14 protein-coding genes are annotated in these 13,829 nt (G+C 75.7%); 9 read left to right on the plus strand and 5 right to left on the minus strand.

Features of this window, described 5'->3' with window-relative positions; genetic code table 11:
- Positions 1-15: 15 nt before the first annotated feature.
- From AC27L3_RS03020 to AC27L3_RS03035, 4 genes are all read left to right on the plus strand, one after another.
- Positions 16-1,560 (plus strand): FUSC family protein, encoded by a 1,545-nt coding sequence (locus AC27L3_RS03020; RefSeq protein WP_487232416.1) that lies wholly within the window; start codon positions 16-18, stop codon positions 1,558-1,560.
- Positions 1,561-1,750: 190 nt separating this feature from the next.
- Positions 1,751-2,233, plus strand: a complete 483-nt coding sequence (locus AC27L3_RS03025) for a MarR family winged helix-turn-helix transcriptional regulator (protein WP_487232797.1) — start codon at positions 1,751-1,753, stop codon at positions 2,231-2,233.
- Between the two features lie 202 nt (positions 2,234-2,435).
- Positions 2,436-3,089, plus strand: a complete 654-nt coding sequence (locus tag AC27L3_RS03030) for a class I SAM-dependent methyltransferase (protein ID WP_487232417.1) — start codon at positions 2,436-2,438, stop codon at positions 3,087-3,089.
- Positions 3,090-3,256: 167 nt separating this feature from the next.
- Complete coding sequence (locus tag AC27L3_RS03035; protein ID WP_487232418.1) at positions 3,257-3,709, plus strand: iron chaperone; 453 nt, start codon at positions 3,257-3,259, stop codon at positions 3,707-3,709.
- A 76-nt stretch (positions 3,710-3,785) separates the two neighbouring features.
- Here the strand turns inward: AC27L3_RS03035 and AC27L3_RS03040 are convergent, their stop codons facing one another.
- From AC27L3_RS03040 to AC27L3_RS03050, 3 genes are read right to left on the minus strand one after another with little or no spacing between them, the layout of a single operon-like run.
- Positions 3,786-4,364 (minus strand): hypothetical protein, encoded by a 579-nt coding sequence (locus tag AC27L3_RS03040; protein WP_487232419.1) that lies wholly within the window; start codon positions 4,362-4,364, stop codon positions 3,786-3,788.
- Positions 4,361-5,848 (minus strand): ATP-binding protein, encoded by a 1,488-nt coding sequence (locus tag AC27L3_RS03045; RefSeq protein ID WP_487232420.1) that lies wholly within the window; start codon positions 5,846-5,848, stop codon positions 4,361-4,363. Before AC27L3_RS03045 ends, AC27L3_RS03040 begins: the two co-directional genes overlap by 4 nt.
- An 11-nt stretch (positions 5,849-5,859) precedes the next feature.
- Entirely contained in the window at positions 5,860-6,561 is a 702-nt protein-coding gene (locus AC27L3_RS03050) for a response regulator (protein WP_487232421.1), read from the minus strand.
- A 168-nt stretch (positions 6,562-6,729) separates the two neighbouring features.
- Here AC27L3_RS03050 and AC27L3_RS03055 point away from each other — a divergent pair, with 168 nt between their 5' ends.
- A complete protein-coding gene (locus AC27L3_RS03055; protein WP_487232422.1) occupies positions 6,730-7,158 on the plus strand; it encodes a hypothetical protein in 429 nt (142 codons plus the stop codon).
- A gap of 52 nt (positions 7,159-7,210) precedes the next feature.
- On the opposite strand, the gene AC27L3_RS03060 is transcribed toward AC27L3_RS03055, so the two are convergent.
- Positions 7,211-7,966: a PaaX family transcriptional regulator C-terminal domain-containing protein gene (locus AC27L3_RS03060; protein ID WP_487232423.1), complete on the minus strand. Its 756-nt coding sequence runs from the start codon at positions 7,964-7,966 to the stop codon at positions 7,211-7,213.
- Between the two features lie 92 nt (positions 7,967-8,058).
- On the opposite strand from AC27L3_RS03060, the gene AC27L3_RS03065 reads away from it, so the two are divergent.
- The 4 genes from AC27L3_RS03065 to AC27L3_RS03080 all read left to right on the plus strand — a co-directional run bounded on the left by AC27L3_RS03065 (position 8,059) and on the right by AC27L3_RS03080 (position 12,419).
- Complete coding sequence (locus AC27L3_RS03065) at positions 8,059-9,702, plus strand: acyl-CoA dehydrogenase family protein (RefSeq protein ID WP_487232424.1); 1,644 nt, start codon at positions 8,059-8,061, stop codon at positions 9,700-9,702.
- A complete protein-coding gene (locus AC27L3_RS03070; protein WP_487232425.1) occupies positions 9,699-10,490 on the plus strand; it encodes a crotonase/enoyl-CoA hydratase family protein in 792 nt (263 codons plus the stop codon). The genes AC27L3_RS03065 and AC27L3_RS03070 overlap by 4 nt, the downstream gene beginning before the upstream one ends.
- An 868-nt stretch (positions 10,491-11,358) precedes the next feature.
- Positions 11,359-11,610: a hypothetical protein gene (locus AC27L3_RS03075; RefSeq protein WP_487232426.1), complete on the plus strand. Its 252-nt coding sequence runs from the start codon at positions 11,359-11,361 to the stop codon at positions 11,608-11,610.
- A gap of 53 nt (positions 11,611-11,663) precedes the next feature.
- Positions 11,664-12,419: a bestrophin-like domain gene (locus AC27L3_RS03080; protein WP_487232427.1), complete on the plus strand. Its 756-nt coding sequence runs from the start codon at positions 11,664-11,666 to the stop codon at positions 12,417-12,419.
- On the opposite strand, the gene AC27L3_RS03085 is transcribed toward AC27L3_RS03080, so the two are convergent.
- On the minus strand, positions 12,397-13,713 hold the full coding sequence (locus AC27L3_RS03085; protein WP_487232428.1) for a cytochrome P450: 1,317 nt from the start codon (positions 13,711-13,713) through the stop codon (positions 12,397-12,399). The two genes, AC27L3_RS03080 and AC27L3_RS03085, sit on opposite strands and share 23 nt — an antisense overlap.
- Between the last annotated feature and the right edge of the window lie 116 nt (positions 13,714-13,829).

A 13,829-nucleotide genomic window follows, 5' to 3' on the forward strand; every position in this document is an offset into this window, starting at 1 on the left:
GCTAATCTTTTCGTCATGGCGAAGCACTTTTCCGCCCGTCCGCTCCCCCTGCCCCTGCGCGGCCTGGTCCGGCTGCGCCCGGCCGCGGACATCTGGTACAAGCCGGCCCTGAGCGCCGTCGTCGCGATGGCCGTGCCCGACGCCGTCCTGCTGGCCGCCGGCCGCCTGGACCTCGCGCCCTACACCGCGGCCGGAGCCCTGTGCGCGCTCTACGGGCACGACCTGCCCTACGCCCGGCGGGCCCGCGCGCTGGCCGGCGTCGTCCTGGGCACCCTCGCCGGTGTGGGCGCCGCGCTGACCTGCTCCGCACTGACCGGCTCGGCGCCCCTGCTCGTGCTCGGCGCCGCCCTCGTCGCGGCGGCGCACCGGGCCGCGTGCGACGCGAGCGGAATCGGGCCGCCCGGCAACGTCGTGCTGACCTTCGTCACCTCCAGCGCCTTCTTCGTCCCCCAGCGGCCGGGCGACGTCCCCGGCCACCTCGCCCTGGTGGCGGCCACCGGGGCCCTGGCCTGGCTGGTGTGCATGGCCCCCGCGGTCCTGCGGCCGCACGGCCCCGAGCGCGTCGCCGTCGCCCGCGCGCTCGCCGCGGCGGCCCGGCTCCTGGAGGCGGCCACCCCCGCCGAACGGGCGGCGGCCCGGCACACCGCGGTGACGGCCCTCGGCGCGGCCCGGCGCGCGGTCGCCGGCCGGCCACCGCTGACGCAGCCGCTGGCCTCGGCCGAGGCGGCACTGGCCGCCGGTACGGCCGATCCGGCCGCGGCCGCCCGGCTGCGGGCCGCGGCCCGTGCCGTACGCCGTGACCGGACGGCCCTGACCCCCGCCGCCGTCCGCGCCGCCCGGCCGGCCCTGCGCGGCACGGCCCCGCTGCCCGTCGCCGCCCGCGTCGCGCTCGGCGCCACCCTCGCCGGGTGGGCCTCGTTCGCGCTGGGCAGCGCGCACCCGTACTGGGCCGTGGTCGGCGCCGCCTCCGTCGTCCAGCCCAACACCACGCTGTCGTGGCAGCGCGCCGTGCAGCGCGTGCTCGGCAACCTCCTCGGGCTGGCCCTGTTCACCGCCCTGCTGCCGGTGGCCCGCACGGGCGCGGCCGCCCTGGTCGGCCTCTCGCTCGCCCTGCAGTTCGGCGCCGAGGCGTTCATGTCGCGCAACTACTGGCTCGGCAGCGTCTGCGTCACCCCGATGGCCCTGCTGCTCGGCGAGTTCGCCGCGCCGCACCCCGCGGGCGGCCTGGTCGCCGACCGGTGGACCGACACCCTCGTCGGCTGCGCCGTGGGCCTGCTGGCGTGCGCCGCGGTCACCAACCGGCGGGCCACCCGCCGCGCCGAGTCGGCCCTGGTGCGCGCCCGTGCCGCACGCCACGCCGCCGCGGCCCGGCTGCACGCCGCCGGCGACCGGGAGCAGGCGCGCGACCGGCTCGCCGCCGCGCTCGTGGACCTGCGCACCGCGGCGGACGTCGCCGCGGGCGAGTGGTGGCAGCCGGTACCGGCCGCATCCCGGGCCGCCCGGGAGGAGCACGAGGGCCACCGCGCGCTGGCCGCCCTGCTCGTTCGTGCAGCCCCGTAAGCAGGCGCGGGACGCGGGATCCGCCGCACAGGCCCCGGCCCGGCGCCGCGCCACGGGCCGGGCCACGGCAGAATCGGACCCGGAGCACCCACCGGAGAGGATCGAGAACGTGGACCGGGACGCCGAGGCGGCCAGGAACGAAGGAGCCGGCGAGGCCACCGGGGCCGCCGCGGAGGACGTCGTCGCGCGCGTGCTGCGCCAGTGGCAGCGGGTCAGCCCGGGCCTCGACACCGCACCGATGGCCGTGATCGGCCGGCTCAACCGCTGCGCCGCCCTGCTGCAGCAGGCGGCCGACGCGCCGCTGGCCCGCGAGGGGCTGGCCCGCGCGGAGTTCGACATCCTGGGCACCCTGCGGCGCACGGGCGGCGAGCTGACCCCGGGCCAGATCGCCCGGGAGACCTTCGCCTCGGGCGCCGCCGTCACCAAGCGCGTACGGGTCCTGGAGGAGCGCGGGCTGCTCGCCCGGCGTCCCGACGAACGCGACCGGCGCGTGGCCCACCTCTCGCTCACGGACGCGGGCCGCGAGCTCATCGACCGGCTCGTGCCGCAGCAACTGGCGTACGAGCAGGACCTGCTGGCGGGCCTGGGCCGCGAGCACCAGGAGGAACTGGCCGCCACCCTCGCCCGGCTGCTCGTCCACCTCGAGGGCCGCCTGGGGGGCCTGCAGCCGTAGGGGCCCAGGGTCGCCCCGACCTCGAGGTGGCATGTCGACTGCGGGCCGTCGGTGGCCGATCGCGCAGTTCCCCGCGCCCCTTCGGGGCGCCATGGGCTGGTGCAGTGCCCCGTAGGGGCGCGGGGAACTGCGCGACAAGCCACGACGCACCCGCAGACGGAGCGCTGCATGATCCGCCGGACAGGCCCTAGGGTCCTCGATCATGAGCGAACCCTCCTCCCGGCCCTCCGCCCATCTGCGCACGACGGCCGACGCCTACGACGCCGTCGCCGTCCGCTACGCCGCGTTCGTCCGCGACGCGCTCGGCCCGCTGCCGCTGGACCGCGCGATACTCGCCGCGTTCGCCGATCTCGTGCGGGCCGCCGGCGGCGGGCCCGTCGCCGAACTGGGCTGCGGCCCGGGGCAGACGACCGCGCACCTGCGGGATCTGGGGCTGGACGTCTTCGGCGTCGACCTGTCGCCGGTGATGATCGACCTGGCCCGTGCGGCCTACCCGGACCTGCGCTTCGAGGTCGGTTCCATGGACGCCCTGGACCTGGCCGACGGCACGCTGAGCGGCATCGCCTCCTGGTATTCGGTCATCCACACCCCGCCGCACGACCTGCCCGCGTACCTCGACGAGTTCCGGCGCGTCCTCGCGCCCGGCGGCCATCTCCTGCTCGCCTTCTTCGAGTCGGAGGACGGCCCGGTCACGGCGTTCGACCACAAGGTGACGACGGCCTACCGGTGGCCGGTCGGCGAGCTGGCCCGGCTGGCCCGCGGCGCGGGGTTCGCCGAGGTCGGCCGGATGCTGCGGGAGCCGGTCGAGGGCGAGCGGTACCGCCGGGGCCACCTGCTGATGCGCGCGGGCGCGTAGGCCAGGGCGCGGGGGTCGCAGCCGGTGCGCGCGGCGAACCGGTCGCGCCCGCGGCGCTCCGGCAGGGTTCCGGGGGGGCCGTAAAGCTTTCCGTGGTGAGCACGGAGGCGGACGGCGGCCGGCTCGGGAGAAACTTTGGTCACAGCGATCGACGGACAGGAGCGATGATGAGCAGCTCGGACGACAGCGCGTACGAGGGGTTCACGGCCGAGGAGCGGGCCGCGATGAAGGAGTACGCGCAGGAGAGGAAGAAGGCCGCGCGCCGGGCGTCGCGCGAGGAGAAGGCGGCGGAGGCGGCGCGGGACGTGCTCGCCAAGATCGCCGAGATGGACGAGGCGGACCGGATCATGGCCGAGCGCGTGCACGCCGTCGTCATGGCCAGCGCCCCGGACCTGGCGCCGAAGCTCTGGTACGGCATGCCGGCCTACGCCCGGGACGGCAAGATCGTCTGCTTCTTCCAGAGCGCGGCGAAGTTCAAGTCCCGCTACGCCACCCTCGGCTTCAGCGACCAGGCGCACCTGGACGACGGCGTGATGTGGCCGGCCGCCTTCGCCCTGACGGCGGTGACCCCCGAGGTCGAGGCCCGCATCGCCGCCCTGGTGAAGCAGGCGGTCGGCTGAGCCCCCGGCCCGGGAGCGGGTTCCGGCATCGGGAGGCGGTCGCGCAGGCGGCCGCCTCCCGGCGTGTGCGCGCGCCCTACGGGGTGGTGGGCACGGCCGAGGGGACGGCCCGGCCCACCGTCACGCCCGTGCCGCAGACCAGGTCCTTCATGGCCCTGCCCGCCCCCAGCAGCGTGACCTTGACCTCCTCCGGGCGCGGGCTGCCGGGCACGCCGTTGTGGGAGGCGGTGCACACCAGCTGGTTGCGGGCGAGGACGGTGAAGCGGGTGGGGTCCAGGGGCAGCCTGATGGTGACGGTGCCCTCGCCGCTGACGACCTCCACGGCCTCCTGGCGCATCTTGGGCAGCTCGGTGTAGAGGCCCTGCGCCATCTCCGGCTCGTTGGGCCCCTGCAGCAGCAGCGGGATCGCCATCTCCGCGCTGACCTGGCCGCTCGCCGGCCGGGAACGGGGTTCGAGCCCGCCGGGGAAGCCGAAGTAGAGCCGGGCCTCCTCCACGGGCGCGCCCGGCCGCTTGGCGCCCTGCGCGGGCTGGCCCACCTCCACGACGTCGGTCGGCTCGATGCCGCAGCCGGCCAGCGGGCCGGCGGCCGCGGCCGACAGGGCGAGCGCCGCCGCCACCCGGCGCCACGTGCCCGTGGTGCGCGTGGTCGTCATCTCTCCTCGCCTCCTCGCCGCAGGGGCAGGTCCACGGTGAACACCGCGCCCCCGTGCGACCCGTTGGCGGCCCGCACGGTTCCGTCGTGCAGCCGCACGTTCTCCAGCGTGATGGCCAGGCCCAGGCCGCTGCCCTCGGAGCGGGCACGGGCCGCGTCCGCCTTGAAGAACCGCTCGAAGACGTGGGGCAGGACCTCGGGGTCGATGCCCTCGCCCCGGTCGGTGATCTCGATCAGCAGCCGCTCGTCGCCATCCGGGCCGTCCGGGCCGTGCGGGCCGGGCGCGACGCGCACCGCCACGCTCACCGGTTCGCCGCCGTGCCGCAGGGCGTTGCCGACGAGGTTGGCCACCACCACGTCGATGCGGCGCGGGTCCAGCCGGGCGCGGATGCCGCCCGGCAGGTCGGCGCTCACCTTCTCCTGCCAGCCGCGCGCCTGCAGGGTCTTGCGGACGGTCTCGGCGACGTCGACCTCGTCCAGGTGCAGGGCGGCGGCGCCGGCGTCGAAGCGGGAGATCTCCATCAGGTCCTCGACCATGCGGGCGAGCTTGCCGGTCTCCTCGCTGATGAGCCGGACCGCGTGGGCGGTGTCCGCGTCCAGCGTGCCGGCGTCCTCGTCCAGGACGTCGACGACGGCGGTCATGGCGGCCAGCGGGGTGCGCAGTTCGTGGGAGACGTCGGCGGCGAAGCGGCGCGAGTTGGCCTCCATGCGCCGCAGCTCGGCGACGTTCTTCTCCAAAGCCGCGGCCATGTCGTTGAAGGTGCGCGAGAGGTCGGCGAGCTCGTCGCTGCCGCTGACCGCGAGCCGGGTGTCGAGCTCGCCCTGGGTGATCTGCTGGGTGGCGCGGCGCAGCTCGCGCACCGGTCGCAGCACGCCGCGCGCGGCCAGCAGTGCCGGCACGACGGCCAGCGCCACCGCCGGCAGGGCGCCGCTCTGGGCCGCGTCCACCAGGGCGTGCACGTTGGCCTCGTCCTCGCGCAGCGGCACCTGGGCGTAGACCTCCAGGCCCGACATCTCGGCGTGCTCGCCGCTGAAGGCCACCGGCAGGCCGACCACCAGCCAGGGCTCGCCTCCGATGTCGATGCGCTGGAAGGCGGCGATGCCGGCGCGCACCTTGCTCTGCACGCCCTCGGGGATGCCGTGGCCGCCCGGGCGGACGGCGGGCACCAGCGGGCCGCGCTGGTAGCGGACGTGGATGTTCCAGTGCTGGGCCTGTCCGGCCCGGGCCAGGTTGGTGGCGAAGCCGGTGAGGTCGGAGTGCGCCGGCGGGAAGCGCAGCTCGGGCACCTGCGAGTTGATCTGGCCGCGCAGCGCGGCGACCGCCGTGTCCTGGGTGCGCTTGAGGATCGCCGTACGGGCCTCGCGGAAGGTCAGGGCCGCGGTGGCCAGCGCGCTGAGCGAGGCGACCAGGAGGAAGGCGACCACGAGCCGCGCCCGCAGGCCCCGGGCGAGGGCGCGCAGGCTCCTGATGCGGGGACGTTTCACCAAGGCGGCGCTCACACCGGGCCGAAGCGGTAGCCGAAGCCGCGCACGGTCTGGATGTACTTCGGCGACCGCGAGGAGTCCTCGACCTTGGTGCGCAGCCGCATGACGCAGGCGTCCACCAGCCGGGCGTCCCCGTGGTAGCTGTGCTCCCAGACGTGCTCCAGCAGCTGCTGGCGGCTGAAGACGCGGCCCGGTGTGGCCGACAGGTACAGCAGCAGCTTCATCTCGGAGGGGGCCAGCGGCAGGTCCTTGCCGTGCTTGGAGACCAGCAGCCCGGCGCGGTCGATCGTCAGGTCGCCGTGCACCTCGGCGCCGGCCTGCGGCGCGGCGGCCGGCTCGGCGCCGTCGACGGGGGCGGCGCGGCGCAGCACGGCCCGGATGCGGGCCTCCAGGACCTCGCCGCGGGCGGGCTTGACGATGTAGTCGTCGGCGCCGGCCTCCAGGCCGAGGACGACATCGATGTCGTCGCCGCGCGCGGTGAGCATGATGATCGGGATCTGCTGGGTGGCGCGGATGCGGCGGCAGACCTCGAAGCCGCTGCGGTCCGGCAGCATCAGGTCCAAGAGGACCAGGTCGGGCCGGAAGGTCTCCAGCGCGGCCAGGCCGGCCTCGCCGGTGGGCGCGCCCTCCACCTGGTGGCCGCGGCGGCGCAGGGTGAGGGTGACCCCTTCCCTGACGGCGCGGTCGTCCTCGATCAGCAGCACGCGTGACATGCAGCCCAGTATCGGTCGTACGCACGCGCGAATGCGCGGCGGGGCGGGCGCGGGCCGAAACTGTCACGGACTTCTCATATTGAAGCCTTGTACGCATCGAGGCGGTCCGGTGCCGACAACATCCGTCATCACGCTGCGTCGGGTTCCGGCCACTCCCACAGTGGGGGCATGTGGACCATCCTCGGCGTCGTACTCGGCGGGCTGATCTCGTTCACGGGCCAGTTCTGGCAGGGCCGCGTGACAGAACGGGACCTGCGCCGCACCCAGCGCATCCAGCATCTGATCGACTTCCTGTCCGCGGTCCAGGAGGCCGAACGGGTCGCCGTCGAGCACTACCACTACCACGTGGCCGACGAGCAGTGGCTGACGCGGTCCAAACAGGTCGTCGACAGGGTCTGGGTGGCCCAGAAGACTCTTCACATGCTGTGCTCGCCGAAGGTCAACGAGGCGGCGCGGGCGCTGGCGTTCAAGGTGCGGGACGTGATGCGCGACGGCCCCGGCGAGACCCCCGGGGCGACGGAGGAGGAGAAGATCTGGGAGTACATCCGCGCGAGCCGGAAGACCTTCCTCGACGTCGCCCGCGACCACCTGAAGTGACCCGCGCCGAAGTGACCGCGCCCAAGTGACCCGCGCCCCTGACGGGGCAGGTCTATCCGCCGATGTGGCGCAGCAGGATCTCCCGGAACTCCCCGTCGAACGCGTCGTAGCGCCGGCGCAGGTCCTCGCCCGGCCAGTCGGGCGGCAGGAGGGCCGGCGGCAGGACGGGGTCGGCCAGCAGGTGCCGCAGGACGGCCGCCGACACCGTGAAGCGTTCGGCCAGGCGCTCCGGGCCGCCGGGCAGGGCCGAAAGGGCCGCCGCCAGGGCGCGGGCTCGGCGGGCCCAGCCCGCCGGGTCCCACAGGGTCGCGGCGAGGGCGGCGGGGTCGCCCTCGGGAGTGGCGCCGGTCAGCAGGGTGCACTGGTCGCGGACCACGGCCGGCCACCCGTCGCGGGCGAGGTTGGCCGGCCGCAGCCAGCACCCCTCCCGCAGCTCGGCCAGCCGCAGGCCGGCCATGGCCTGGCGCAGCGCGGCCCGCTCCGGGGCGGCGCGGCGCTCGCCGGTGACGACGGCGATCTCCCAGGTGCCGTCCCAGGGGCGGGTGCGCGGGGCCCGGCTGTCGTCCTGGCGGGCCTGGCGGGCCAGCAGGCGCTCGGTGAGGCGGTAGGCGCCGTCGCGCTGTTCCAGGTCGCCGGCGGCGACCATGCGGGTCAGGGCGGTGCGGACGGTGCCCTCCGCGGTGCCGAAGAGGGCGCCGACCCGGACGAGGGCACGGGCGGGCAGGGCGGGCGGGTGGTGGCCCAGGAGCGTGGAGAGCACGACCGAGCGCGCGGTCAGCGGCCGCAGGGAAAGCGAATCGTCGTCCATGGCTGACGCCACCCTATCCATTACGCTCTCGCGTCACGCATCATGAAAGTGTAATGCCGCCCTGCCCTGCCGCCGCCCGCCCGGAGGTCGCCGTGAGCACCACGCACGACGTGTTCAACCAGCCCCCGCCCCTGACCGGCTTCTCCACCGCCGACGACCCCGCCCTGCTGGAGGCCCTGCGCAGGGACGGCGCCTGGGGCGAGGAGGAGGTGCGCGAGCTGGGGGCCCGGGCGGGCTCGCCCGAGGTGCAGGAGCAGGCCCGGCTGGCCGAGGCGTACCCGCCGGTGCTGCGCACCCACGACCGCTTCGGGCACCGCGTGGACGAGGTGGAGTTCCACCCCGCCTGGCACCAGCTGATGGCGGCGGCGGTGGCGAGCGGCCAGCACGCGGCTCCCTGGGCGGAGCCGCGCCCGGGCGCCCACCTGGTGCGGGCCGCGAAGTTCTACGTCTGGGCGCAGGCGGAGCCGGGCCACGGCTGCCCCATTTCCATGACGTACGCCGCTGTGCCCGCCCTGCGCGCCCGGCCCGAGCTGGCCGCCGCCTACGAGCCGTTGCTCGCGTCGCGGACGTACGACTACGGTCTGCGCCCGCCGCTGGAGAAGCAGGGGCTGATCGCGGGCATGTCGATGACCGAGAAGCAGGGCGGCTCGGACGTGCGGACGAACACCACCCGGGCGGTGCCGGCAGGGGACGGCACGTACGTGCTGACCGGCCACAAGTGGTTCACCTCCGCGCCGATGAGCGATGTCTTCCTCGTCCTGGCCCAGGCGGAGCAGGGGCCGACGTGCTTCCTGATGCCGCGGGTCCTGCCGGACGGCACCCGCAACGAAATGCGGCTGCAGCGGCTGAAGGACAAGCTCGGCAACCGCTCCAACGCCTCCGCGGAGATCGAGTACGAGCAGGCGGTGGCCTGGCCGGTGAGCGAGCCGGGGCGCGGGGTGCGCACGATCGTCGAGATGGTCAACATGACCCGGCTGGACTGCGTCGTCGGGTCGGCGGCCGGCATGCGGGCGGGGCTGCGGCAGGCCCTGCACCACGCCGCATACCGGCGGGCGTTCGGCGCCGAGCTGATCGACCAGCCGCTGATGCGCAACGTCCTGGCAGACCTCGCCGTGGAGTCGGAGGCGGCGACCGTGCTGGCCATGCGGCTGGCGGCGGCGGTGGACCGCGCGCAGGCGGGCGACGAGCAGGAGGCGGCGCTGCGGCGGCTGGCCCTGGCCGCCGGCAAGTACTGGGTGTGCAAGCGCGGCAGCGCGCACGCCGCGGAGGCGCTGGAGTGCCTGGGCGGCAACGGCTACGTCGAGGAGTCCGGCATGCCGCGCCTGTACCGGGAGGCGCCCCTGCTGTCGATCTGGGAGGGCTCGGGCAACGTGGCCGCCCTCGACGTGCTGCGCGCCCTGCAGCGCGAACCGCAGGCGCTGGATGCCTACTTCGCCGAAGTGGCGCCCGCGGCGGCGGCCGAACCGCGCCTGGCCGCCGCCGTCGCCCGGCTGCACACCCTGCTGGGCGAGCTCTCCGACCCCGGCCGCGCGCAGCTGCTGGCCCGCCGCCTGGCCGAACGGCTCACGCTCGTCCTGCAGGCCGCCCTGCTGGTGCGGCACGGCGCGCCCGCCGTGGCGGACGCCTTCTGCGCCTCGCGCCTGGAGGGCGACTGGGGCCAGGCTTTCGGCACCCTGCCGCCGGGCACCGACCTGGCGCGGATCCTGCAACGGGCGGTGCCCGAGGACGCCCGGTGAGCGTCCGCGTCGAGCGCCGCGGCCCGGTCACCACGGTCGTCCTCGCCCGGCCCGAGGCGCGCAACGCGGTCGACGGGCCCACGGCGGCGGCGCTCGCCGACGCCTTCCGGGCCTTCGAGGCGGACCCGGGCGCGTCGGTGGCGGTGCTGTGGGGCGAGGGCGGCACGTTCTGCGCCGGGGCGGACCTCAAGGCCGTCGGGACGGACCGGGGCAACCGCGTCGCCGCCGACGGCGACGGCCCCATGGGCCCCACCCGGCTGCGGCTGACGAAACCGGTCGTCGCCGCGATCAGCGGCCATGCCGTGGCCGGCGGCCTGGAGCTCGCGCTGTGGTGCGACCTGCGCGTGGCCGAGGAGGACGCCGTCTTCGGCGTCTTCTGCCGGCGCTGGGGCGTGCCGCTGATCGACGGCGGGACGGTGCGGCTGCCTAGGCTCGTCGGCGCCTCGCGCGCGATGGACATGGTCCTCACCGGCCGCCCGGTGCCTGCCGCCGAGGCGTACGCGGTGGGGCTCGCCAACCGGCTCGTGCCCACCGGCACCGCCCGCGCGGCGGCCGAGGAACTCGCCGCGCGCCTCGCCCGGTTCCCGCAGGACTGCCTGCGCGGCGACCGGGCCTCCCTGCTCGACCAGGAGGGCCTGGGCACGCAGGAAGCCCTGGCCGCCGAACTCGCCCACGGGCTGCACTCGTTGCCCACCGCGGCCGAGGGGGCGGCCCGGTTCGCGGCGGGCGCGGGCCGGCACGGGACCTTCGGGGACGCGCAATTCGGGGACACGCAAAGGGAAACCTGAAGTCACCTTCGCTCCCGGCGATTTCCGTCCATCGAGGGAATCTCGCTGGGCGAACGGCGTGAAGAACCGTTTGTTGTGCAGGCTGTTCCGGGTGAGGGGATGGTTCAGGGCCGGGTGCACGGTCGCGTTGGTCACATCGGGGTTCGTGCTGGCTCCGGCGACCGGGGCCGCGGCGGGTGAGGTGGGCGCGGACGTCAGGGGCGCCCGTTCACGGGTGACCGCCGTCGTGCCCCACGTTCCCGATCTGCTGCCCAGACGCCCTCCTTCCCATGTGCGGGCCGCTCCGCTCGGCGGCGCGGTCACGGCGCAGGTCGACGACGACGGCAGGGACTGCATCCAGGCACGCGCCACGGCCCTCGGCATCAGGGCAAGGGTGTGGCTCACCCGTTGCCCCGCGGCGGCGCCCCCGGCACCGGCACCTCCCGCACCGGCACCGCCCGCGCCCGCTCCCCCGGCGCCCGGCGCGCCGGCTCCCGGTGCGCCCGCGCCGGCTCCGGGCGCTCCCGCTCCGGGTGCGCCGGCTCCCGCGCCCCCGGCGCCGGGGGCACCCGCTCCGGGAGCACCCGCGCCGGGAGCTCCTGCGCCGGGCGCCCCGGGAGCACCAGGGGCCCCGGGCGCTCCTGCCCCGGGCGCACCCCCTGCAGGCGGCGCTCCCGGAGCACCCGGGGCGCCCGGGGCCCCCGGCGCCCCGGCACCCGGTGTCCCGGGGGCTCCCGGCGCGCCCGGTGCCCCCGCGCCCGTACCTCCCGCGCCGCCCGCCCCGGGCGCCCCCGGGGCTCCCGACGCGCCCGGCTCTCCGGGAGCCCCTGGCACCCCCGGTGCGCCCGGCCCCGCCGCTCCCGCGCCGCCCGGCTCGCGCACCGGCACGGTGCCCGCGCAGAACCAGGTGCCGGGCACCGCCCCGTCGTCGCCCTCGTCCCCGCCGTCGTCCCCGCCCTCGCGGCCCACCCTCCCGGGCCGGCACCGCTTTCCCCTCCACCACCACGCCGTGGTGTCGGCCGGCGGGCAGCAGCACCACGGCACGTCCCCGGTGACGTTCACCCTGATCCTCACCGCCCCGGCCGTGCTCTCCGCCGCACTGCTGCGGCCGCGCGGCAGCAACAGCCGCCGCGGGCGTTAGCGCACCGCTCCCGCTCCCTCCCCCACCGCACCACCCCCAGACCGGAGGTTTCCTTGTCCGAGTGGCTGGTTCTGGCCATCGCCATGGCCGCCGCCTGCGCGGTCGTCCTGTCGATCACCGTGCTGCGGCAGCGCAGGATCGGGGACGACGACGATCCGTCCGAGACCCCCGACGTCATCGAGTACATGACGATGATGGTCGGCGTGGTCTATGCCATCGTGCTGGGTCTGGCCATCGCCGGGGTGTGGGAGGCGCGCACCGGGGCGCAGGACTCCGTACGGGCCGAGGCGCAGGCGCTGCACGAGGTGAGCGAGCGGGTCCAGGCGTACTCCCCCGAGGCGCGCGAGCGCATCCGGGCCGACGTGCAGTCCTATGTGACCTATGTGGTCAAGGACGAATGGCCGGAGATGCTGAAGGAGGGCGAACTCACCGACAAGGGGCGGACCCTGCTGGAGAAGGTGCGCACCGATGTCACGGCCTACGAGCCGCGCAACGACCAGGAGGCGCAGTCGTACCAGCCGCTGCTGGACCAGGTGGGTGCGGCCGACGCGGCGCGCAACGCCCGGGCGCAGAACGCCGAGCCGACGATGCCGGGCGTGGTGTGGTTCGGGCTGATCGGCGGGGCGCTGGTGGCGGTCGGCCTGATCTACACGCTGCAGATCCGGCGGTCGGGGCGCGAGTTGCTGCTGGCCGGGCTCTACAGTGCGCTGATCGCCTTCCTGCTCTTCCTCATCTGGGACTTCAACTCGCCCTTCGGCCACGACGTGGACGACTTCGTCACCCCGTTCACCGATCTGTTCGCCATCTGACGGGCAGGTGCTTGAGCCCGTTTTGGAAGTTGGAGGTCAGCCGGACCGCCTCGCCCGCGCGCTCCAGGCCGGGCAGCCGGTCCAGGGCGAGGCGCAGCATGGCCCGCATCTGGACGCGTGCGAGGTGGGCGCCCAGGCAGAAGTGGGGGCCGTGGCCGAAACCGACGTGGTCGTTGGGGCTGCGGGTGATGTCGAAGCGGTCGGGGTCGGTGAAGACGCGCTCGTCGCGGTTGGCCGAGGCGTGATAGACGACGACCTTCTCGCCGCGCCGGATGCGCCGGCCGGCGAGTTCGGTCTCGCGCGTGGCGGTGCGGCGGATCTGCACGACCGGCGGCCAGTAGCGCAGGATCTCCTCGACCGCGCCGGCCGTGAGCCCGGGGTGGCGGCGCAGGGCCGCGTACTGCTCGGGGTGGTCGAGGAGGGTGAGCAGGCCGCCGGGGATGGCGTTGCGCAGCGTCTCGTTCCCGGCGACGACGATGAGGAAGAACATGTTCTCGAACTCGTCGCGGGTCAGGCCGCCCTCGCGCATGCGGGCCAGCACGCTGCCGGGCCGGGGCCGGTCGGCCAGGGCGTGGGCGTAGGCGAACATGTCCGCGAGCGCCCCGCGGGAGCGCGGGTTGACCGGTGAGCCGTCGGACCGGACGAGCGCGGGCCGGCGGGCGAGGGCGGCGCGGCCCATGGGGGTCAGGCCCGCCGGGTCGGCGGTGCGGGAGCCGGCGTGGTCGGCGTCCTGGTAGCCGATCACCCGGTTGGACCAGTCGTACAGCAGCAGCCGGTCCCGGGCGGGGACGCCCAGGACGTGAGCGAGGGTCCACACGGGCAGGTCGGCGGTGAGCTCCACGAAGTCCGCCCGGCCCCGGTCGGCGACGGCCTCGATCAGCCGGCGCGCCCGGCCCTCGATGGCGCCCTCCAGCTCCCGCACGGCCCGCGGGGTGAGGGCGGCGGCCACGATGCGGCGCAGCCGGGCGTGGTCGGGCGGGTCCTGGTTGAGCATCATCGCGCGGACGAAGTCCAGGTCGGCGGGGGTGTCGGGGTCCCGGATCTGGGTGGCGCCCAGGTGCGAGGAGTACACCTCGGGGGTGGCGAGCACATGCCGGACGTCGGCGTGCCGGAAGACGGCCCAGTAGCCGGGGCCGGCGGGCCAGGCGCCGACGGCCGGTTCCGGCACCCGGCAGACGGGCGCGTGTGCGCGCAGCCGGCGGAAGAGCGCGTAGGGCACGCCCCGCGCGTAGGTGGCGGGGTCGAACACGGGTGTCGGATCCAGCGCTTGCGGGGGGCTCTGGGGTGTGCTCACGCGCGGACGGTACGGCCGGCTGCGGCGGGCCCGTCAAGCCCTGGTCGGCGTTTTCGCCCCGCCCCACCGCTGGAATGACCGGTTCCAGGTCTCGGCCACCGGTACTCCGACTGGCT

Source organism: Streptomyces sp. PKA51 (genome assembly GCF_057552455.1).

What these genes read in the sequence shown, in the direction of transcription:
- AC27L3_RS03020 (WP_487232416.1), top strand. Translation starts at nt 16, where the DNA reads ATGGCGAAGCACTTTTCCGCCCGTCCGCTCCCCCTGCCCCTGCGCGGC.
- AC27L3_RS03030 (WP_487232417.1), top strand. Translation starts at nt 2,436, where the DNA reads ATGAGCGAACCCTCCTCCCGGCCCTCCGCCCATCTGCGCACGACGGCC.
- AC27L3_RS03035 (WP_487232418.1), top strand. Translation starts at nt 3,257, where the DNA reads ATGAGCAGCTCGGACGACAGCGCGTACGAGGGGTTCACGGCCGAGGAG.
- AC27L3_RS03040 (WP_487232419.1), bottom strand. Translation starts at nt 4,364, where the DNA reads ATGACGACCACGCGCACCACGGGCACGTGGCGCCGGGTGGCGGCGGCG.
- AC27L3_RS03050 (WP_487232421.1), bottom strand. Translation starts at nt 6,561, where the DNA reads ATGTCACGCGTGCTGCTGATCGAGGACGACCGCGCCGTCAGGGAAGGG.
- AC27L3_RS03055 (WP_487232422.1), top strand. Translation starts at nt 6,730, where the DNA reads ATGTGGACCATCCTCGGCGTCGTACTCGGCGGGCTGATCTCGTTCACG.
- AC27L3_RS03060 (WP_487232423.1), bottom strand. Translation starts at nt 7,966, where the DNA reads ATGGACGACGATTCGCTTTCCCTGCGGCCGCTGACCGCGCGCTCGGTC.